This window comes from Psychroflexus maritimus (genome assembly GCF_011089875.1).
Classification (GTDB): domain Bacteria; phylum Bacteroidota; class Bacteroidia; order Flavobacteriales; family Flavobacteriaceae; genus Psychroflexus; species Psychroflexus maritimus.
Genome location: NZ_JAANAS010000039.1, coordinates 58,190 through 78,644, shown reverse-complemented (window position 1 = coordinate 78,644; position 20,455 = coordinate 58,190). Strand labels below are relative to the sequence as shown.

Annotated in this window: 18 protein-coding genes; 9 read left to right on the top strand and 9 right to left on the bottom strand. The window is 32.1% G+C overall.

The genetic code is table 11. The features are described from left to right. Positions 1-202 precede the first annotated feature (202 nt). The 7 genes from G7034_RS04805 (at position 203) to G7034_RS04775 (ending at position 6,546) form a co-directional block, all read left to right on the top strand. Positions 203-979, top strand: a complete 777-nt coding sequence (locus G7034_RS04805) for a tetratricopeptide repeat protein (protein WP_166399831.1) — start codon at positions 203-205, stop codon at positions 977-979. Between the two features lies 1 nt (position 980). Beyond that, positions 981-1,487, top strand: coding sequence for a 6,7-dimethyl-8-ribityllumazine synthase (ribH, locus tag G7034_RS04800; protein WP_166399830.1), 507 nt, complete (start codon positions 981-983; stop codon positions 1,485-1,487). Between the two features lie 146 nt (positions 1,488-1,633). Then, positions 1,634-1,930 carry a hypothetical protein gene (locus tag G7034_RS04795; RefSeq protein ID WP_166399829.1) on the top strand — a complete coding sequence of 99 codons (297 nt, stop codon included), beginning with the start codon at positions 1,634-1,636 and terminating at the stop codon, positions 1,928-1,930. Beyond that, positions 1,930-3,810 carry a DNA mismatch repair endonuclease MutL gene (mutL, locus tag G7034_RS04790; RefSeq protein WP_166399828.1) on the top strand — a complete coding sequence of 627 codons (1,881 nt, stop codon included), beginning with the start codon at positions 1,930-1,932 and terminating at the stop codon, positions 3,808-3,810. The genes G7034_RS04795 and mutL overlap by 1 nt, the downstream gene beginning before the upstream one ends. 4 nt (positions 3,811-3,814) lie before the next feature. Next, on the top strand, positions 3,815-4,570 hold the full coding sequence (locus G7034_RS04785) for a rhomboid family intramembrane serine protease (RefSeq protein ID WP_166399827.1): 756 nt from the start codon (positions 3,815-3,817) through the stop codon (positions 4,568-4,570). Positions 4,571-4,581: 11 nt separating this feature from the next. Beyond that, positions 4,582-5,481 carry a rhomboid family intramembrane serine protease gene (locus G7034_RS04780; RefSeq protein WP_166399826.1) on the top strand — a complete coding sequence of 300 codons (900 nt, stop codon included), beginning with the start codon at positions 4,582-4,584 and terminating at the stop codon, positions 5,479-5,481. Between the two features lie 51 nt (positions 5,482-5,532). Further along, positions 5,533-6,546 (top strand): endonuclease/exonuclease/phosphatase family protein, encoded by a 1,014-nt coding sequence (locus G7034_RS04775; protein ID WP_166399825.1) that lies wholly within the window; start codon positions 5,533-5,535, stop codon positions 6,544-6,546. Positions 6,547-6,556: 10 nt separating this feature from the next. On the opposite strand, the gene G7034_RS04770 is transcribed toward G7034_RS04775, so the two are convergent. Both G7034_RS04770 and gyrB read right to left on the bottom strand, forming a co-directional pair. Next, positions 6,557-7,564: a DUF6588 family protein gene (locus tag G7034_RS04770; RefSeq protein WP_166399824.1), complete on the bottom strand. Its 1,008-nt coding sequence runs from the start codon at positions 7,562-7,564 to the stop codon at positions 6,557-6,559. A gap of 131 nt (positions 7,565-7,695) precedes the next feature. Then, on the bottom strand, positions 7,696-9,639 hold the full coding sequence (gyrB, locus tag G7034_RS04765; protein ID WP_166399823.1) for a DNA topoisomerase (ATP-hydrolyzing) subunit B: 1,944 nt from the start codon (positions 9,637-9,639) through the stop codon (positions 7,696-7,698). 215 nt (positions 9,640-9,854) lie between these two features. Between gyrB and G7034_RS04760 the strand changes: the two genes are divergently transcribed. Further along, on the top strand, positions 9,855-10,445 hold the full coding sequence (locus G7034_RS04760) for a DUF2911 domain-containing protein (protein ID WP_166399822.1): 591 nt from the start codon (positions 9,855-9,857) through the stop codon (positions 10,443-10,445). A 47-nt stretch (positions 10,446-10,492) separates the two neighbouring features. On the opposite strand, the gene G7034_RS04755 is transcribed toward G7034_RS04760, so the two are convergent. Together G7034_RS04755 and G7034_RS04750 are read right to left on the bottom strand one after the other, a co-directional pair. After that, positions 10,493-11,515: a quinone-dependent dihydroorotate dehydrogenase gene (locus tag G7034_RS04755; RefSeq protein WP_166399821.1), complete on the bottom strand. Its 1,023-nt coding sequence runs from the start codon at positions 11,513-11,515 to the stop codon at positions 10,493-10,495. 82 nt (positions 11,516-11,597) lie between these two features. Next, positions 11,598-12,860 (bottom strand): asparagine synthetase B, encoded by a 1,263-nt coding sequence (locus G7034_RS04750; RefSeq protein ID WP_166399820.1) that lies wholly within the window; start codon positions 12,858-12,860, stop codon positions 11,598-11,600. Between the two features lie 230 nt (positions 12,861-13,090). On the opposite strand from G7034_RS04750, the gene G7034_RS04745 reads away from it, so the two are divergent. Further along, complete coding sequence (locus tag G7034_RS04745) at positions 13,091-17,569, top strand: translocation/assembly module TamB domain-containing protein (protein ID WP_166399819.1); 4,479 nt, start codon at positions 13,091-13,093, stop codon at positions 17,567-17,569. Positions 17,570-17,643: 74 nt separating this feature from the next. On the opposite strand, the gene G7034_RS04740 is transcribed toward G7034_RS04745, so the two are convergent. From G7034_RS04740 to G7034_RS04720, 5 genes are read right to left on the bottom strand one after another with little or no spacing between them, the layout of a single operon-like run. Next, on the bottom strand, positions 17,644-18,276 hold the full coding sequence (locus G7034_RS04740) for a hypothetical protein (RefSeq protein ID WP_166399818.1): 633 nt from the start codon (positions 18,274-18,276) through the stop codon (positions 17,644-17,646). 40 nt (positions 18,277-18,316) lie between these two features. Continuing rightward, positions 18,317-18,901 carry a 4'-phosphopantetheinyl transferase family protein gene (locus G7034_RS04735; protein WP_166399817.1) on the bottom strand — a complete coding sequence of 195 codons (585 nt, stop codon included), beginning with the start codon at positions 18,899-18,901 and terminating at the stop codon, positions 18,317-18,319. After that, the gene (locus G7034_RS04730; RefSeq protein ID WP_166399816.1) at positions 18,901-19,146 is read right to left on the bottom strand and encodes an acyl carrier protein; all 246 of its coding nucleotides are present in this window, start codon (positions 19,144-19,146) and stop codon (positions 18,901-18,903) included. The genes G7034_RS04735 and G7034_RS04730 overlap by 1 nt, the downstream gene beginning before the upstream one ends. Next, entirely contained in the window at positions 19,139-19,393 is a 255-nt protein-coding gene (locus G7034_RS04725) for a hypothetical protein (RefSeq protein WP_166399815.1), read from the bottom strand. Before G7034_RS04725 ends, G7034_RS04730 begins: the two co-directional genes overlap by 8 nt. Continuing rightward, a complete protein-coding gene (locus G7034_RS04720; RefSeq protein WP_166399814.1) occupies positions 19,374-20,441 on the bottom strand; it encodes a hypothetical protein in 1,068 nt (355 codons plus the stop codon). The genes G7034_RS04725 and G7034_RS04720 overlap by 20 nt, the downstream gene beginning before the upstream one ends. Between the last annotated feature and the right edge of the window lie 14 nt (positions 20,442-20,455).

The window sequence follows — 20,455 nt, the reverse complement described above, 5'->3', positions numbered from 1 at the left end:
TCAGTACATTAATTATAAAATCAGAAGGCTAAAATTAGTCATTTAACATGAAATCATTGAATTTATACCTATAAAAATTCAAAAAATAAGTAGCTTTATAAAATCGGTTGTTACAAAAAATACATTTACTAACAATTTCTGTCTAAATAGGGTTATTTATTAATAAAAATTCTATTTTTGCGGGTCAATAAAAATAACAGAAATGGCAACATACAATAAAAGAGGTCATAAACCGAAGAATAAAAAAGAAAGAGAGGAAAAAATTAAAGATGAGTCAACAACGGCAGAAGTTTTTGAGTCGTTAGATGAATCTGCTAGTAAAACCGAAGAGTTTATTAGCAAACATCAAAAAACAATTCTTGGTGCTGTTGTTGTAATTGCAGTTTTAGCGCTTGGTTATTTAGGTTATCAAAACCTTGTTTTAGCTCCACAGGAAGTGGAAGCTTCTGAAGAAATAGTTCAAGCTCAACGCTATTTTGACAATGCCGTTGAAGCAGACACTAAGAAAATGAAAGATTCGCTTTATACTTTATCTTTAGATGGTGGCCGAGGCAAATTAGGATTTGTGGCTATTTCTGATTCATACGGAAGTACAAAAACTGGGAATTTAGCTAATTATTATGCTGGTATGGCTTATTTAGAGTTGAGAAACTTTAAAAAGGCTATTGCTCATTTAGACGAATTTAAAGGAGAGGATAAAATTTTAAGTACCATTGCTCTTGGGTCTATAGGTGATGCTTTCTTAGAACTTGACCAAAAAAGTGAAGCGCTTACTTATTTTGAGAAAGCCGCTAAAGCAAATGCCAATAGCTTTGTTACTCCAAAATTTCATTTGAAGGCGGCACAAACTGCCATTGAACTCAACGAAATCAAAAAGGCAGAAAAGCATTTACAAGCTATTAAAAACAATTTTCCAAACACGGAAGAAGCAAAACGCGCTGATTTATTTTTAGGAAAGGCTGAAGCTTTAAAACAATAAAATGGCTACCAAAGGAAACAATTTATCTGATTTTGATAAAACTAAATTACCAGAAGCTAAAGACTTCAAAATTGGTTTAGTTGTTGCTGAATGGAATGCTGAAATTACAGAAAATTTATTTCAAGGAGCTTTTGATACTCTTATTGAAGCAGGTGTTATAAAGGAAAATATTGTTCGTTGGAATGTCCCTGGCAGTTTTGAATTGATATACGGCTGCAAAAAAATGGCAGAAAGCTTTGCTATGTTAGACGCAATAATTGCCATTGGTAATGTAATTCAGGGAGAAACAAAACATTTTGACTTTGTTTGCCAAGGAGTTACCCAAGGCATTAGACAACTTAATGTTGAAGGAGATATTCCTATCCTATTTTGCGTACTAACAGACAATACAAAGCAACAGAGCATAGACCGTTCTGGTGGCAAACATGGAAATAAAGGCACAGAATCTGCAGTAGCTGCTATTCACATGGCTGAACTAAAAAAGAATTCGAAATTTTATGAGCTATAGGATTAAATTTCTTAAATTATTGAAATAATCTGTAGCCAATATTTTATAAATACTTAAATTTATCTTTTGAATGTCTTTAGTAAATAAGGCTTCAAAAGATATTTTTTTTACAAGCTAATTAAAGCTTAATTAAAGTAATAATTTTCATGAAATTTAAAGGTTTCAAATTACCCAAAAATCAACGATATAACTATACTCCTAGATATTACAAAGGAAAAGAGGAAGGTAATATTTATGATTTTGATTCTAAGTTTTATAAATATAAAAATACGACTAACCAAATAGATTTCGGGGCACAATGGGCAGAAGACCGAAAGAATAATAGACACCGAGGAAATCGTTCCATCAACAAGCGTGTCTTATTAATTACAGGTGTCCTCATTTTAATTTTCTTATGGATTATAGATTTTGATTTGTCCATTTTTAAAGATTTAAATGAATAATGGAAAGTATAATTCAGCTTTTACCAGACCATGTAGCCAACCAAATAGCAGCCGGTGAGGTAGTTCAAAGACCTGCGTCCGTAGTTAAAGAGTTACTAGAAAACAGTATTGATGCAGAAGCAAGTCAAGTTCAGTTGCTAATAAAAGATGCTGGAAAAACGCTTATTCAAATTATAGATGATGGCAAAGGCATGAGCATGACCGATGCTAGACTTGCTTTTGAAAGACATGCTACTTCAAAAATAAAAAAAGCAGAAGACTTATTTAACTTACACACCAAAGGATTTAGAGGCGAAGCTTTAGCCTCTATTGCTGCCGTTGCACAAGTTGAGTTAAAAAGTAAAAACAAGACTAGCGATGTAGGAACCGAAATTTATATTGAAGCCAGCGAAGTTAAAAAGCAAGAACCATGTGTAACTAAACAGGGGTGTAGCATTAGCGTAAAAAATTTATTTTTTAATATACCGGCACGAAGAAATTTTCTTAAATCTAATACTGTTGAACAACGACATATAATTGATGAATTTCAACGCGTAGCTTTGGCTCATCCAAGTGTAAGCTTTAAGATGTACCATAATGGTACAGAATTGTTTAACCTACCCGCAAGTAACCTGAGACAAAGAATTGTTGGTGTGATGGGAGGAAAAGCCAACGAAAATTTAGTTCCTATCAATGAAACTACTGAACTAGTTAATTTATCTGGATTTGCAGGAAAACCTGCTTATGCTAAACGAACTCGTGGCGAACAATTTTTCTTTATCAATAATAGATTTATTAAGAATAGTTATTTACATCATGCAGTAGCAAGTGCTTTTGAAGGAATTCTTAAAGATAAAACACATCCTTCTTATTTCCTGTATTTAGAGGTTAATCCGAAAAGCATAGACATCAATATTCACCCCACTAAAACTGAAATTAAATTTGAAGATGAACATGCCATTTATGCCATATTAAAATCGGCTGTAAAACACAGTTTAGGACAGTTTCAAATTGCCCCTATTTTAGATTTTGACCACAGTAGCGACTTAGACCCTAGCTATGCAAAATTTAAATCTACTGCTAAAAGTCCAAGCATTGAAGTGGACCGAAGTTTTAACCCGTTTAGAGAAGATTTTGAACAAGAAACAAATCCAACGCAAAAAACTTCAACAGCAAAGTTTAAACCTGATTTTCCTAACAAACAAAATACTCAAAATTGGGAAGATTTATACGAAGGAACCAAAAGTTTTTCTTCTGAAGCAATTGAAAGTCGAATAAATATTGAAAATGAATCAAATACTCAAAACTCAATTCACTTTACTGAAGAAAGCTTGCAAAAAGAACCTGCTTCTTTTCAACTACAACGGAAATATATTGTTACATCGTTAAAATCTGGACTGCTTATTATTGACCAACACAAAGCACATTTTAGGATACTTTATGAAGATTTAATGCAAAAATTTCAAGAAAAACCTGAACTTAGCCAACAATTAATGTTTCCATTAATTATTGATATGAATCCTATAGATTTTGAAGTATTAAGCGAATTAAAGCTGCATTTAAATCAAGTTGGCTTTGACTTTAAACGCTTTGATCATGAAGAAATACAAATAAGTGGAATACCCGCATATTTTTCTGAAACAGAAATCGGCTCTCTTTTTGACGAATTAAAAGCAAATTTTAAAGAAGGAATACCCAGTAGCGAAATTAATTTAAAGGAACTTCTAGCTAAATCTATAGCAGAAACAACAGCAATAAAAGCAGGAAAAAAATTAAAAGTCGAAGAACAAATGGAGTTAGTAAGTAAATTATTTTCTTGCTCCTCTCCTACTAAAACACCAAAAAACAAACCAATATTTGTTACTATGAATAGTGATGACTTTGATAGAAAATTAATGTAAATTTATGGGAGGAAGACTTACAGATACCGTTAAAACCTTACTAATAGCAAATGTTTTGTTCTTCTTTGGAACAGCCTATTTAGGCGATTATGCCTTTAAAGTTTTTGCCCTTTGGTTTCCTGAAAATGAAAATTTTGCCATCTGGCAAATACTAACTCACATGTTTATGCATGGAAATACCAGTCACATATTTTTTAATATGTTCATGCTTTTTATATTTGGAAGCGTTATGGAGCAAAGTATCGGTCAAAAACGCTTTATATTTCTTTATATATCAGCAGGTTTAGGAGCAGCAGCCTTACAAATTTTATTTAATTACATTAATTTTACAGCTGCCTATCAAACTTATATTGAAGCTGGATTTAGTGATGATTATATAAAAGAAACGCTTCAATATACAGCTGAGATGAAAGATCGAATGAAAATAAGTAGTGGCGTCCCTAAAGAAACAACCCAGACCTTAGTGACAAGTTATTTATCTAGCATGGTTGGCGCTTCAGGAGCAATCTTTGGTTTGCTAGCAGGATTTGCCATGTTGTATCCAAATTTACCGCTTTATCTACTTTTTATTCCTATTCCTATAAAAGCAAAATACTTAATTGGTGCTTATTTCTTACTAGACTTATATGCCGCAGTAACGGGAGCTAGTTTACTTGGCGAAAGCAATATTGCGCATTGGGCTCATATTGGTGGGGCTGTAGTTGGTTTTTTTATGGTATTGTATTGGAAAAAAAATGACATCAAAAATAGATGGAATTAAACAATTAAACTATGGATTGGAAAAGTCAGTTGAGATATAAATATGCAATGGCTACTATGACTGAAAAGTTAATAGCAGCCAATTTACTTTTCTTTATACTCACCTTTGTATTTAGAACATTAGGATTCTTATTTAATAGCGAATCTAATTTTTTTATTGATTGGTTAGTATTTGACAAAGAACCCTATGAATTACTTTTTAAACCATGGAGTATTGTAAGTTATGCATTTATGCATTCTGGTTTTTTACATATTTTATTTAATATGATTTTACTCTATTTTTCTGGAAGATTTTTCTTAGATTTTTTCTCGCCTAAAAGAATGCTGAATTATTACTTTTTAGGAGCTATCTCTGGGGCATTAATGTTTATGTTGAGTTATAATTTGTTTCCAGCCTTTCAAGGTGTTGGAAAATCATATTTAATTGGTGCTTCAGCCTCTGTAATGGCTATATTAGTTGGTATAGCTACAAAAGCCCCCAACTTAAGCATGCGTTTTTTCCTTATTGGTAATGTGAAATTATGGCATATTGCTTCTGTTTTTGTAGTCCTAGACGTTATCCAAATTCCCTTAGGGAACGCTGGAGGTCATTTAGCTCATTTAGGCGGTGCGTTATTAGGCTATTTTTATACGAAACAATTAGATAAAGGAAATGATATTGGAGCTGGTTTTGAAAAATTTATGGATGGAATTATTAATTACTTTAGTTCAATTGGAAGTAAAAAACCTAAAATGAAAACGGTTCATAAAAATAAAAAAAACAAGAAATCTAACTCATCAAAAAACAATATAAAAAAGGATGAGAAACAAAAGAAAGTAGATGAGATATTGGATAAAATTTCTAAAAATGGTTACGATAGCTTAAGTAAGGAAGAAAAAGATTTTTTATTTAATGCAGGTAAAGATATGTAATTTTCAATATTCTTGAACTGCTAGCTAGCTTAATTAAATAAGAAAACTTCTATGAAATATTTTGATCGGTTTGTTTACTTCTTAAATTCAGTCTTTGCTTTACTTCTTATTCTTTCGTATTTACTTCCTTATATCCCCGCCGATTTTATACCTCTACTCTCAATTCTAAATTTTTCAATTCCCATACTCTTATTAATCAATTTACTATTCGCCATCTATTGGTTCATCAAATTAAATAAGCGTATGATGTTATCTATTATTATATTGGGTATTGGTTATCCCCACATTACCTCTTTGTATGTAATTAATGAAAAACTGGAGCGCAAAGACGCTAAACTGCACTTATTAAGTTACAATGTGAGGCATTTAAACATGCATCAATGGATCAACGATGAGGACATTAGTAAAAAAATAAATCGGTTTTTATTAGATGAAAATCCTAGTGTTATTGCCTTACAAGACTTTAAAGAGATCAGTGAATTTGATTTGAGTAAACAATATCCTTACAATTATATTCAGCATAGAGGAACTAACAAAAATAATGCCCTAGCTATTTACTCTAAATTCCCTATCTTAAATCAAGTTAATTTAAATTTTGAAAATTCTTTAAACAACGCTATTTATGCTGATTTACTTGTTGAAGATGACACGCTAAGGGTTTATAACATACATCTAGAATCACTAAAAATAACACCAAGTATGACAGCGCTTAGTGAAGAAGATCAGCAGCGTTTAATAAAAAGAGTAAGCAATTCATTTGCTCTTCAGGCAAAACAAGCTCAATTGATTTCAGAAAGCCTAAGTAAATGTAAATACTCTAAAATAGTGATGGGAGATTTCAATAATACTGCTTTTTCAAGTGTTTATCGAGAAATTAAATCGTATGGATTAAAAGATAGCTTTAAGGAAAGAGGAAATGGATTTGGAAGAACTTTTGACTTTGATTTTATTCCTATTCGGATTGATTTTATTTTAACTGATGAAGAATTTGAAGTGATTGATTTTTCTAACTACAATAACGAATACTCAGACCATTATCCAATTAGCAGCTGGGTGAATTTCTAAGTTAGGTTATTTATATTCCAAAGCCCATACCTACAGAAACAGAACTAAACTCTTGGAAACTGTAATCAGCAAAAAGTTTAAATATGCCTAAGGAAAGGCGCGTTCCTAGTGTAGCTCTATATCCGTTTAGGGATGAACTATTGCTAATTGGATCAACAATAGTTTCTCCTGAATTTGGTCCATCGTTAATTTGATAGGTACCATTTAACCCGTATGTTGAATTAGCCATCACATATCCTCCACCGGCATAAAAGTTAATCACTGGAAGTCGTGTTGAAACAATTAAATCTATTGCCCAAGTTTCTAGTCCTAAATCAATTCTTTGGTCATTACCGTTAATTAAAACTGTTTCTTCTAATGCAAATCGAGCATCAAATTTTGAATAATTTATCATACCCGCTATACTAATAGGTAAAGCCTTAGTTCCTGGAATCCATTTTGTAAATTCATTTTTTAACCCAAATCCATAAAACCTAAACTTATTATTTTCTGACTTCACCTCTGGCAAAGCTCTAACAACGGCTTCGAAACCAAAAACTAAACCTACATTAGCTTGTAATGCAGCAGTTGGAACAAAATTTAATCCACTTCCTGATAATCCGTCAGGTAACTCAAAACTAACTGTTTGCTCGTTTCCAAATTCATCAGTATAGACGCTTAAAGCAGTTATACTAGGATCATTCTCTCCTAAAACATTAGCTACATTTTTAGCGGAAGAACCATCACTAAATTCTAAAAAATCATATTCGTTGGTGTTTAATTCAAAGCTTTGCTGATCTTCTGAAACAAAAGAGGCGTTACCTATAATTGCTATTTCAAAACTCCCTAAGCCCTTGGCTTTAGCAGAACTATACCAACCATTAGACAAATTAAAAGCTACTGCATCAAGACCAGGTTCCAAATAGCTAGATGTAAATTTGTTTGCATCCTCAAGGCCGGAAGTTAGAATAGGACTTAAATCAATTTGAGAAAAGCATAATACCGGAAACAAAAACAAGAGATAAGATAAATTTTTCATGGTTTTATATATATAATTATCAACAATTTGAGCTATAAAATTACTTTTTTTAAAACTAATATAAAAATTATTTATAAAAAAAGTCCTTCAACTCGTGAAGGACTTTGTTCCATTTATACAATTAAAAAAAATTAAGCATCAATATTAGCATATACAGCATTCTTTTCTATAAACTCTCTTCGAGGAGGAACTTCGTCTCCCATCAGCATAGAAAATATTCGATCTGCTTCGCCTAAGTTATCAATAGTTACTTTTCGTAAAATTCGATTATTCGGATTCATTGTAGTATCCCAAAGCTGCTCAGCATTCATTTCTCCAAGCCCCTTATAACGTTGAACACTTACACTTGTTTTGTATTCGTTTACAATTTCATTACGTTCTTTCTCAGACCAAGCATAGCGTTTTTTGCTTCCCTTCTTTATTAAATAAAGTGGTGGAGTAGCAATGTAAATATGCCCCGCTTCAATTAATTCTTTCATGTATCTAAAGAAGAAAGTAAGGATTAAAGTAGCAATGTGACTTCCATCAACATCGGCATCACACATGATCACAACTTTATGGTACCTTAATTTAGAGAGATTTAAGGCTTTTGAATCTTCTTCAGTTCCTATGGTTACACCTAAAGCGGTATAAATATTTCTAATTTCTTCATTTTCAAAAACACGATGAGACATTGCCTTTTCTACATTTAATATTTTACCTCGTAGAGGTAAAATAGCTTGGAAATTTCGGTCTCTACCTTGTTTAGCTGTTCCCCCTGCAGAATCACCCTCAACAAGAAAAACTTCACAATTTTCTGGATCTTGGTCAGAACAATCTGAAAGCTTTCCAGGAAGTCCACCTCCACTCATAACCGTTTTTCGTTGAACCATATCTCTAGCTTTCTTAGCAGCATGTCTAGCTTGGGCTGCTAAAATTACTTTTTGGACTATGGTTTTGGCGTCGTTAGGATTTTCTTCTAAGTAAATTTCAAGCATTTCAGAAACGGCCTGAGAAACAGCTGAAGTAACTTCTCTATTTCCCAACTTAGTTTTTGTTTGTCCTTCAAATTGAGGATGCTGCACTTTTACAGAAACTATGGCAGTGAGTCCTTCTCTAAAATCGTCTCCAGTAATTTCAAATTTTAATTTATCTAATAAGCCAGAAGCATCGGCATATTTTTTTAGGGTTGAAGTTAATCCCCTTCTAAAGCCCGACAAATGTGTTCCTCCTTCGTGAGTATTAATATTGTTTACATAGGAATGTAAATTTTCTGCGTAAGAATTGTTATAGATCATGGCTACTTCTACAGGAATATCATTTTTTTCGCCTTCCATGGCTATAACATTACCAATAATTGGTTCACGATTGGTATCCATAAATCGGATAAACTCCTTTAATCCTTCTTCAGAGTGAAACTCTTCAAACCGAAAATTACCTTCTTCATCTTTTTCTCTTCGGTCTTCAATGGTTATTCTAATTCCTTTATTTAAGAAGGCTAGTTCACGCATTCTATTGGCTAAGGTTTCATAATTGAACCTTATTGTTTCTTGAAATATTTCAGTGTCTGGTGTAAACTCGATAACCGTTCCGTTTAGTTCGGTATCTCCAGTTGGTTTAACTGGGTACAAGGCTTTACCTCTTTCATATTCTTGCTCCCAAATTTTACCCTTTTTGTAAACATAAGCATGTAAATGAGTAGAGAGTGCGTTTACAACTGAAACACCTACTCCGTGCAAACCTCCAGAAACCTTATAAGAATCTTTATCAAATTTACCGCCTGCACCTATTTTTGTCATTACAACCTGCAATGCAGAAACCCCTTCTTTTTTATGTAAATCTACCGGAATACCTCTACCATTATCTTCTACCCGAAGCGAACCATCTTCATTGATTCTTACTTGGATGCGGTCACAATGACCAGCCATGGCTTCATCAATAGAGTTATCTACTACTTCATAAACCAAGTGGTGTAAACCTCTCACTCCTACATCTCCAATATACATTGACGGGCGCATACGCACATGCTCCATTCCTTCAAGGGCTTGAATACTATCTGCCGAATAATCTTTGGGCTTATTAATCTCTTCACTCATATAATTTACGATTAATTTTAACAACTCACAAATATAAGGAAAGTATTGAAATAGCCTAATATTTCAAGGGCATTAATGGGTCAAGTTATTAACATTAATGAATTGCATTTTTGGCTACTCAATAATCATTGAAATTCAAAAAGTTTTACGTCATTTGCAACTTTCCATTTTAAATATCGTTTATTAATAAAATACATTTAAAAAAAGAAGCTCGTATGAATTATCGATTTTTACTTCTCATCATTTTTCTTTTTGTAGCTTCAATAGGTACTAGTCAAGATTTTAGTGATCTTGACAAAAGCCCTATGGATGCAGTAATGGCAAGAGCTAAAGATAATTCAAGTTTAATGCGAATAATCTATAGTAGGCCTTACAAACGAAACAGAAAAATTTTCGGCAAGTTGGTTGCATTAGATACTATCTGGAGAACAGGTGCGAACGAAGCTACTGAAATTAGATTTTATAAGGATGTTTTATTTAATGGTGAAAAAGTTGAAAAAGGAACTTATACTTTATTTACTATTCCTCATGAAAAAGAATGGACCATTATTATTAATGAAGTTAAACAATCCTGGGGGCTAACCAATTATTCTTCTGATCAAGATGTGCTTAGAACAAAAGTAAAATCAATGCTTACAGCAGTGACTGTTGAACAGTTTAGTATAAGTATAAGAACCAACAACGGCAGTTTTAATTTGTTGATGGGTTGGGATGATCGGTTTATTCAGATACCTATTCTACCACTTGAAGATGAAAATGATGAAACTTCAGAAATCATCAAAAATAAAAAGTATGAAGAATACTAACTAGATAGGTTCAATTGTACTTTATAGGTTTAGACTAAATTTCAATTCTACTGAAGTTTAGTTCTAATGGCTTGATTAATTTCTTGGATTAAGTTTGGCCCTTCATAGACAAACCCCGTATAAAGCTGAACTAAAGATGCGCCTGCTTCTAGCTTATCTATAGCATCTTGCGCAGAGTGAATCCCGCCTACCCCAATTATTGGGATAAAAGTACTAGAATTAGCTTTTATAAAACGAATTACTTCGGTTGATTTATTAAATAAAGGTTTTCCGCTTAAACCTCCTGTTTCTCTTTTACTTTCTGACTGAAGACCATTGCGAGAAATGCTTGTGTTGGTGGCAATCAAACCATCTGTTTTTGTAGTTTCTACAATTTCTATAATATCCAATAATTGTTCTTCGGTTAAATCTGGGGCTATTTTTAAAAGTATAGGACGCTGAATAGCCTTAGTGTTGTTTAATTTTTTAAGATGCAAAAGCAACTTAGTTAGTGGCTTTTTGTCTTGTAATGCTCTTAAGTTTGGAGTATTTGGTGAACTCACATTAACTACAAAATAATCTACATAAGGATGTAATTCGTTAAAGCAAATCTCATAGTCATTTTCAGCGTTCTCATTAGGTGTATTTTTATTTTTTCCAATATTACCACCAATTAAAACACCAGGATTAGATTTAAGTCGATTTACCGTAGCTTTTACTCCCTCATTATTAAAGCCCATTCTATTAATTATGGCTTGATCTTTTTTTAATCTAAACAAACGCTTTTTAGGGTTTCCGTCTTGGGCTACAGGAGTAACGGTTCCAATTTCAATAAATCCAAAACCTAAATGATCTAATTCTTTATAAAGTTTAGCATCTTTATCAAAACCAGCAGCCAAACCTACAGGGTTTTTAAATTGAAGTCCAAATACTTGTTGAAATAAACGATTGTCGTCTGCTTTATACTTTTTTCTTAAGTAAGATTTTACAAAGGGTATTTTACAAGCAAATTTCAAAAAGGAGAAGGTAAAATGATGAACAAATTCAGGGTCAAATTTGAATAAAATAGGTCTAATTACTTGCTTATACATCCTTTATAAATTTCTGCAAAAATACTACATCAAATCAATTATGCCTTGTAAAAAACATAAAAAAATAGGTAATCTATTCTGCTTAGGTTTTTTGCTTTTCTTTTTCGGCTGCAGGGAACAAAATATTATTCAATATTAATCGATAACCTGGAGAGTTGGGATGTAATTCTAATTCGGTTGGTGGGTCTCCTACGCGGTGTTGGTAATCTTCAGGATCATGACCGCCGTAAAATGTAAAAAAACCTTTGCCTTTTATTCCATGGATGTATTTTGCTTCTCCATTAATTTTTGTTTTGCCTAAAATAAGTACATTCGATTTAATTTGACTAGGATTAAAAGCTGTAGTTTGCCCCATAAAACCTTTAACTATGGCGGTATGGTTTTGATTCAACATACTAGGAATAGGATCCCATTTAGCAGAAAACTCCTTCAGCGTAAAGTAATCCTTATCTTTTGGAACTTTCCTGTTGTTGGTCATATCAATAGAAGAATACTCATAAACCATGGGGTCTTTTTCTAAAGTGAAATCTTTAAAAGCCATATTTTGAGTAAAATCTAATTTATTTAAATAGCCAGGAGTAGTTTGGTCACCATCAAACATAGGTTCACAAATATCAACATCCTTAGCTGCTAAAGCAATATCAAATGAATCGGTTGCACTACACATGGCAAACATAAAACCTCCGCCAATTACATAATCTCTTACTTTTATAGCTACGGCTAATTTAGCTTCAGAAACTTTATCGTAACCTAAGTTTCTAGCACGATCTTCTGCTTTCTTTTTTTCTTCAATATACCATTTGGCCGATCGATAAGCCCTGTAAAACTTACCGTATTGTCCTGTAAAATCTTCATGATGAAGGTGAACCCAATCGTATAAAGTAAGCTCATTGTTCAACACTTCTTCGTCGTATATTGTTTCATAAGGAATTTCAGCATAAGTAAGCACTAAAGTTACTGCATCATCCCAGGGTTCATTTCCCTGCGGTGTATATACTGCAATTTTAGGTGCCTTTTCAAGCACAACCGCTTCTTGGTTTTGAGACGGACTCTGAATGCTTTCTAGTATAGAAGTAGCTTCATTAGTAGAAATTTTTTCAAAAGAAACACCTCTAATTTTGCATTCGCGTTCTAGTTTTTCTGAAGCTGGAATCAAAAAACTGCCCCCTCTATAATTTAAAAGCCATTGTACTTTTGTATCGCGTTCTAAACTCCAATAGGTAATTCCGTATGCTTTAAGATGATCTTTTTGGGTATCATAATCCATAGGAATTAATATAAAATTTGCCCAAGATTGAAGTCCAATAAATAAAGTTAATAATAAAAAAAGAAGCTTTTTAAACATAGGTTTTTTCTTTAAAGATTTAAATGCTTCATCACCTCCAAATAATTCAACGATTGTGTAATTAAAGCAACTTAGACTAAATTCAAATATACAAAAGAAATACAGGGAGATTAATAAGCTGAGGAAAATTATAGAAAATTTGGTATAAACTTGAAATCAATACCAAGCAATTACAAAATTCATTGAAGTTATTCAGGTGAAAACTGTATTTTTGCTTAACTAGATTAAGTATGCTAAAAAAAATTGTCGATATTTTATTAAGAATTATTGCAGGATTATTCCTCTTGGTGTTCTTATTGTTTATTGTTTTTACCATACCTGCCGTTCAAACATTTGTTGCACAAGAACTTACATTAAAAGTTAATCGAGATTACGGCACACAAATACAAATTGAAAAATTAAAATTAGGCTTAGATGGCAAGCTTCAGCTAAAAAATGTATATGTAGAAGATCACCAGCAGGATACTCTTATTAATTTTGAGCAATTTCAAACCTCGCTGCTTAATGTTAAAAGTATTTTTGAAAACGATTTTAATTTAAGTGGTGGTCGGTTTCAAAATTTAACTTTTAAATTAACCCATTATAAAGGTGAAAATTTAAATAATTTAGACCAATTTATTAGACAAATTGGAATAAAGAAAAAGGATTCACTCAAAAAAAAGAAAGTTTTCAAACTTGGCCTAGATTATCTCCTGGCCACCGATAGTCGCTTAGTAGTTAAAGACTTCAGAAAAGAGCAAGTAGATTTAGTTGAAGTGAATCAGCTTAACTTTAATCTAAAGGATTTAAATGTGTTAGGAAGTGATGTTTCCCTTCAAGTTTTAAACTTAACAGGGGTCACAGCAGATGGCTTTGTTCTAGAAAATCTAAAAACTAATTTCCATTATACACCCACGCAAATGGATTTGAATAAGACCTATTTGCAAACCGATGTATCTAAACTAAATGCTGATATCCAAATGAATTATGCTAAAAATGATTTATCTGATTTTACAAATCAAGTTAAATTTAAAGCAACTATTCAAAATTCGGAGATTTCGACAATGGACTTAAGTAAAATCTATAATGAGTTTGGCTACGGTCAAAAAATTGAACTAAAAACCAAGCTTGAAGGAAGCCTGAATGATTTTGAACTCTATGATTTACAACTTAAAGGACTAACAAAAACTAAGGTAAGCACTAATCAACTAAATGTTCAAAACCTGTTAGACCGTGATAAAAATTTTATCTTAGATGGTGATTTTGAAAAATTTACCACCGATTTTATAGATTTAGCCAACTTGTTGCCTAGGTTAATTGGCGACTACATACCTGACGAGCTTAATCGTTTTGGAACAATGAATTTTCAAGGTTATGCCAAAGTTGACCAAGCCGATTTAACTACCGATTTAAAGGTTTCTTCAGACGTAGGAAAGGCTTACCTAAAACTTAACTTTAAAAAACTTAATCAACCAAAAAATGTAACTTACAAAGGTGAATTAATTTTTGAAGACATTCAGTTAAATCGAATTCTACTTAATGAGCAACTTGGTTTAACTTCTTTTGATTTAATGATTGATGGAAGAAGTTTTCAAATAGATAATTTAAACACGTTTTTAGAAGGCGAATTATACAACTTTACTTATCGCAACTATACCTATGAAAATATTGAAGTAAAAGGAAGTTTAAAAGACCCTATTTTTAACGGAGAAATTAAATCAAAAGATGAAAATTTAAAATTTAATTTTAAAGGACTAGCCGATCTTAGTGAAAGAGGAAATACCTATGATTTTGAAGCACAAATTGCTTATGCCGATTTAGTAAAAACCAACTTATTTAAGCAAGATAGTATAGCCCAATTAAGTGGAAACTTAGTAATGGATATTGAAGGAAATAGCATAAATAACGCCACTGGAAACTTAAAGTTTAATAATTTTAAGTATAGCAATTCGCAAGGTGATTTTGATTTTCAAGACCTTTATATTGACTCAAATTTTGAAGGTGATGTAAGAAAAATTAGACTTAATGCACCAGAAATAATTCAAGGAGAAATTAATGGAATTTATCAACTTACCGAATTGCCAAGTATGGTTAGAGAAGCTATTGAAAATTTATACTTTAAACAAAAGCAGGTAGAAAGAGAATTTGCTTACGTTGACTTTGAATTAGCTATTTACGATAAAATTGTAGAAGCCCTATTTCCCGAAGTTAGGTTTGATGCCGGTACTAATATTGACGGAAGTATTGTTGCTAATGAAAATTATTTTAGAATCAACTTTAATTCGCCTGAAATTGAAGCCTATGGAAATTTATTAAAAGGAATCAATCTTCAAATAAACAATCAAGACCCACTAGTTAATACCATTGTAAGCATAGATGAATTAAAAACTTCTTTGTATAAAATTCAAGATTTTAGCCTAATCAATCAAACACAAAATGATACCCTTTTTATCCGTTCACAATTTAAAGGAGGTAAACAAAATCAAGATTTATTTGACATCAATCTTTATCAAACCTCTACCAATGAAGAGGAAGTTATTGTAGGTTTTAATCCTTCTGAAATAACTTACGAGCAAAACAAGTGGGAAATTAATAAAGAAAAAAACAACAATAACAAATTAAGTCTAGATAGAAAACTGCAAAATTTTAAGTTTGATTCTATTAGTCTTAGCCATAAACAAGCTACTATTCAATTAAATGGACTTATTAAAAAAGAAAATTACAAAGACTTAAAAATTGACCTCCATGAAGTTGAGCTCGACAAAATCCTTCCTGAAAACAAAAAACTAAAAGTAAACGGATTACTCTCTGGAAATCTTCATTATTACCAAAAAGATAACTTAATTAGCACTGAAGCTAAGACAAACATTATAAATTTTGAATTGAATGATTATATTTATGGAGATTTAAGTGTGTTAGCTAATGGCGAAGACCAATTTGATAATTTTGACGTTGAAGTTAATTTAACAAACCCCAATCAAAAAGAAATTCTGTCTGCTAAAGGAGAAATTTTTACGAAAAACGAAAGTCAAGAATACAACCTCGCTATTAAATCAGATCACCTTTCTTTGGCTCCTATCTCTCCTATTGGAGGCGATGTAATTAACAATATTAGAGGTTTAGCTAAAGCTAATTTAAAACTTAATGGCGCACTAAATCAACCCGTTTTTAATGGTAAAGTTCATCTAACTAACGCAGGTCTAAATGTGCCTTATTTAAATGTAGATTTAAACTTTCTTGATGAGCCAATTGTGAATGTTATAGACAACGATTTCATCTTTACCGACATTGACCTAGAAGATACTAAGTATAAGACCACAGGAAGATTAGATGGCTTTATTGAAAGTAATTATTTTAACGACTGGGAACTAGATTTAAACATTAGTGGTGATAATTTATTAGTGTTAGACACTCAATACAAAGAAGGAGCTTTGTATTACGGAACAGCATTTATTACAGGAAACTCTGAAATTACAGGGCCAACCGACGAACTCAATATCAACGTAAACGCACGTACCAATGAAAACACGGTGTTCAAAATCCCTTTAGATGATAGCGAATTTTTAAGTGAAGCTAACTACATTTATTTTTTAACTGCTGAAGATAAGTTAGCTCAAAAAGAAGGAAGAAGTTTTCAAATTAATGATGTAAAAGGAATTGAAATGAATTTTGACCTAGACCTTACTGAAGATGCAGAGGTTGAAATTGTCGTAGATAAAAGCAGTGGAAGTAGCTTAAAGGGAAGAGGTACGGGAAACCTACTTATTGAAGTAAACACCAACGGAAAATTTACCATGTTTGGCGATTTTGAAGTGGCAGAAGGAATATACGATTTTAAATATGCTGGAATTGTAAACAAAAAATTTAATGTACAACCAGGCGGAACACTTACTTGGAACGGTGACCCATTTCGAGCTAATATGGATGTACAAGCTATATATAAAACTCAAGCTAATCCAGCTATGATTCTAGAAAATCCAAGTATAAATAGAGATATTCCTGTGGAAGTTTTTATTAACTTAAATGGTGAATTAATTCAACCGGATATTAACTTCGAAATTCAATACCCTAATTTAAGTTCCATTGTAAAATCTGAATTAGATTACCGTATTCAAGGTAGGGAAAACACAGAAATTCAAGCGCTTTCTTTAGTTGCTCAAGGTACTTTTTATGATATTGACGGTATAGGTGGCCAAGGGGCTATTGCAGGAAACTTGGTTGAAGGCGCATCCAGTATTATGGATGGATTATTGGCAGAAGAAGATGGAAAAATAAAGGTTGGACTAGATTATACTCAAGCTCAACGAGTACCCGACCAAAACCAAACAGGCGACCGAGTGGGGATGAGCTTTCAAACACAAATCACCGACCGTGTACTAATTAATGGCCGTTTTGGTGTTCCTGTAGGAGGAACTACAGAAAGCTTTATCTTTGGTAATGTTGAAGTTAACATCTTACTAAATGAATCAGGTAGCCTACAAGCTAATGTGTTTAATAGAGAAAGTGATGTGCAATTTGTAGGCGAAGAATTAGCTTATACACAAGGAGTTGGACTTTCTTACGCAGTTGATTTCAACTCGTTTAAAGAATTATTTGAAAAAATTCTACTTAAAGAAGAAGAACGAAAGAAAAAAGAGGAAAAACGAAAAAACAGAAAAAAATCTCCTGAAAACAAAACCTCTGTTTTACCTTCTCATATCAGATTACCCCATGAAAACAATAGGAGGTAATACAACCGACTTATTACTTTAAAAAATTAATAAGCCTTATATAAAAAATATCAACAAAAGTTTGTGTGTTTAAATTACTCTTTAATAAACATAGCATGAGCATTTACACCAGTAAGCAAGTTCCACACATTAGAGACAATGATTTTACCATCTTCGTCAAAGATTTTCAATTCAGCGGTGTTAGGACCAGCAGTTCCTTGATTTAATGCAATAAATTCAACTTTATTAAAGCCTTCCTTTAAATCAACGTAAATGGTTTTAAACTTATTTTCTAAAAGTATATTTTCTGCAATAATTTCACCGTTTAACTTTATTTGAACGCGGTCGCCATCAAACATCATGTGGTCTCTGCAAGCAATTACTACTTTTCCAGAAGAAGTTTTAAATTCGCCTAAATCCATATTTTCACCAAATTCTTCTCTAATTTTGGGTTCACGCTTATCTTCCTTAAACTTCTCATTAAGTCGCTTTTCGTGTAAATCTGAAGGGTTAGTAAATTGTTTTTCTTTTAAAAACTCAGGATCTTCTTCTTCTTTTTTCTCTAAACCTTTCTTGTTAAGATTAGGAATACCAAAGTTAGTTTCAGGAAATGCTTTGCCTTTAGCGGTCTTAAGCTCTACCTTTTCAGAGCCCCTTTTTGAGCCATCTAATTGTGCAAAACTAAATCCACAAAGGAATAAACAGAAAACAAAAATTAGAAATCGCATTTGCTTATATTTTTTTTCAAAAGTACAAAACTTCTATTAGTTACCTATATTTATCAAACTCTATACCTAAACCTAAATCACTTAAATAATCTTGCTTAAAACTAATTATTTTCCAATGATTTTCATGAGTAATGCTAATGAAAATCTTCTCATTTAAAAATTCAAAATAAGGAACATTAGCAGTGTTTTTTTTCACCTTAAGCAACAATTGTTTAAAAGCAGTCTTAGATATTCGCTTAAAAGGGAATCTTTCCGAAACTTGTTCTGTACTGAAATGAACAAGATTTTTAGGACCCGACCACGAAAATAAAAGACTAGCCTCTTCCTTGAAATAAACTTTTATCAATTCTTGATTGGGTAGCAAAACTTTGGCTTCAGTTGAATTTAATTCATCTATTTGAAATGCCGAAGGATTGATTTTATCTTTTTCGCCCGTTTGTTGCTGATAATACTTGTAACCTGTTTCTTTTAAACACCAAAACAACCAAAATTTTTTTTCAGTAAGCCTATGATTTAGAAGATTTAACTCGGAAGCGCTAAAGACTTTTTCTATTAAACGATTTTTTCTTTTTTTGAAAGATTTTCGCTTGGCGTCATCAATATAAAGTAAATCTGTACCTAACATCAAATTTTTGACTGAATAATTTTTAGGGAATTTTCCACATTTATCATTTGTTCCATTTCTTCGTTTTCAATCCGAACATTAAACTCGTCTTCAATATCTAAAATTACATCAACCAAATGGGCAGAATTAATTTGCAAATCTTCAATAAAACTGGTTGATGTGTTAATTTCTTGAAAAGCCTCTTGATTTTGCACATAAGGTTCAACAATTTTTTTTAATTGTTCAATAAGTTGATTATCATTCATTTTCTTTATCTTTAAGCAATTGTTTGTGTGAGTAAGATTCAAACAAGAAATTGATTCCTGTCATAATTAAAATTAAGGATAAAGTTCCTGCTAAAATCCATTGCCAATCTTGGCTAGTTTGATGCTTCAAAAAACCACTCTCTACTAAAGCACTTAATCCAAAACCCAATAGTGCTGTTCCTGCTCCTCCAAAAAACCAATATCTTTTTTGATGATAGGAAGTGTTTTTAAAATTCTTCTTCGCCATATTCTAAGTAGTTACGTTTCACAAAATCTAGAGCAGTCTTCAAAATATGCCCCATTGTTTTACATTGTTTAAACTTAACATCTTTGGTATATTCAACCAATTCATTTCTCAGCATTTTAACGTATTTATCCGTTGAAATTCGATCTTTTATCATGCATCTAATTAAACTACTAAATCTTTTTTGCGATGTAATAAGACGCTTAGCCACTTGAGAACGTTCTTCGTTTCTGTATTGTTCTATAGAAGATTCCTCTAAGCAATCGGCAACTAGACGTACCATAGGGTAGTTTTCTTTAAAAAACTGAGGGCGATATACTTTTAATTTTCCTTCGTAATTTTGTTGATCAAAGTCAATAGCTCGTATTTTATAATCTACATGGTCAAAATCATGCGTGGGTATAACCACATAATTATAAGAACGCATATCGCCTAAAAGGCGTAGCATACAACGTTCATTAAATTTCACAAATTGCTTAGCTATTTGCGTTCTAGCTTGTTGATCACAATCTGGAAGATGTTCTTTAATAAAAACATCACCAGGAATTCCAGCGATGTGTTCTTCAATTAACGTATCTTTATAAACCAGAAAATTAATTCGGTGCGGTGATAAGATATGTTCAAAATCTAACCCGTAAATTCTAGAAGCATCGGCTTTTTTTACATAAAAGTAAGTGAAGTTATCATTTAATGTGTTACGAATTTTTATTCTGAATGGTTTTGAATTACCAAAAGTACAATAGTCAATAGCATCAACACTTAAAAAATCAAGATTCTGAGACCTACCATCAGAATGCAAAAGGGTATATACTTTTTTAAGCGAAGTATCAATATCATCACGTTCGTAATCAGGATAGTAACACCGTACCCAAAGCGTGTCTTCATCATTATGGTCATAGACTACAATTGAACCAGAAAACCGAAGCAAATCATCATAAAAAACAGGTATTCTTGTGGTTCTCTTATATCGGTCTAAATAAAGTTTTAGTCGTTCATTTATTGAAAAACTTGGCTTTTTTTGAGACATTAACTTTTCTTCTGTGTACTCCATAACTCAAAAATAGG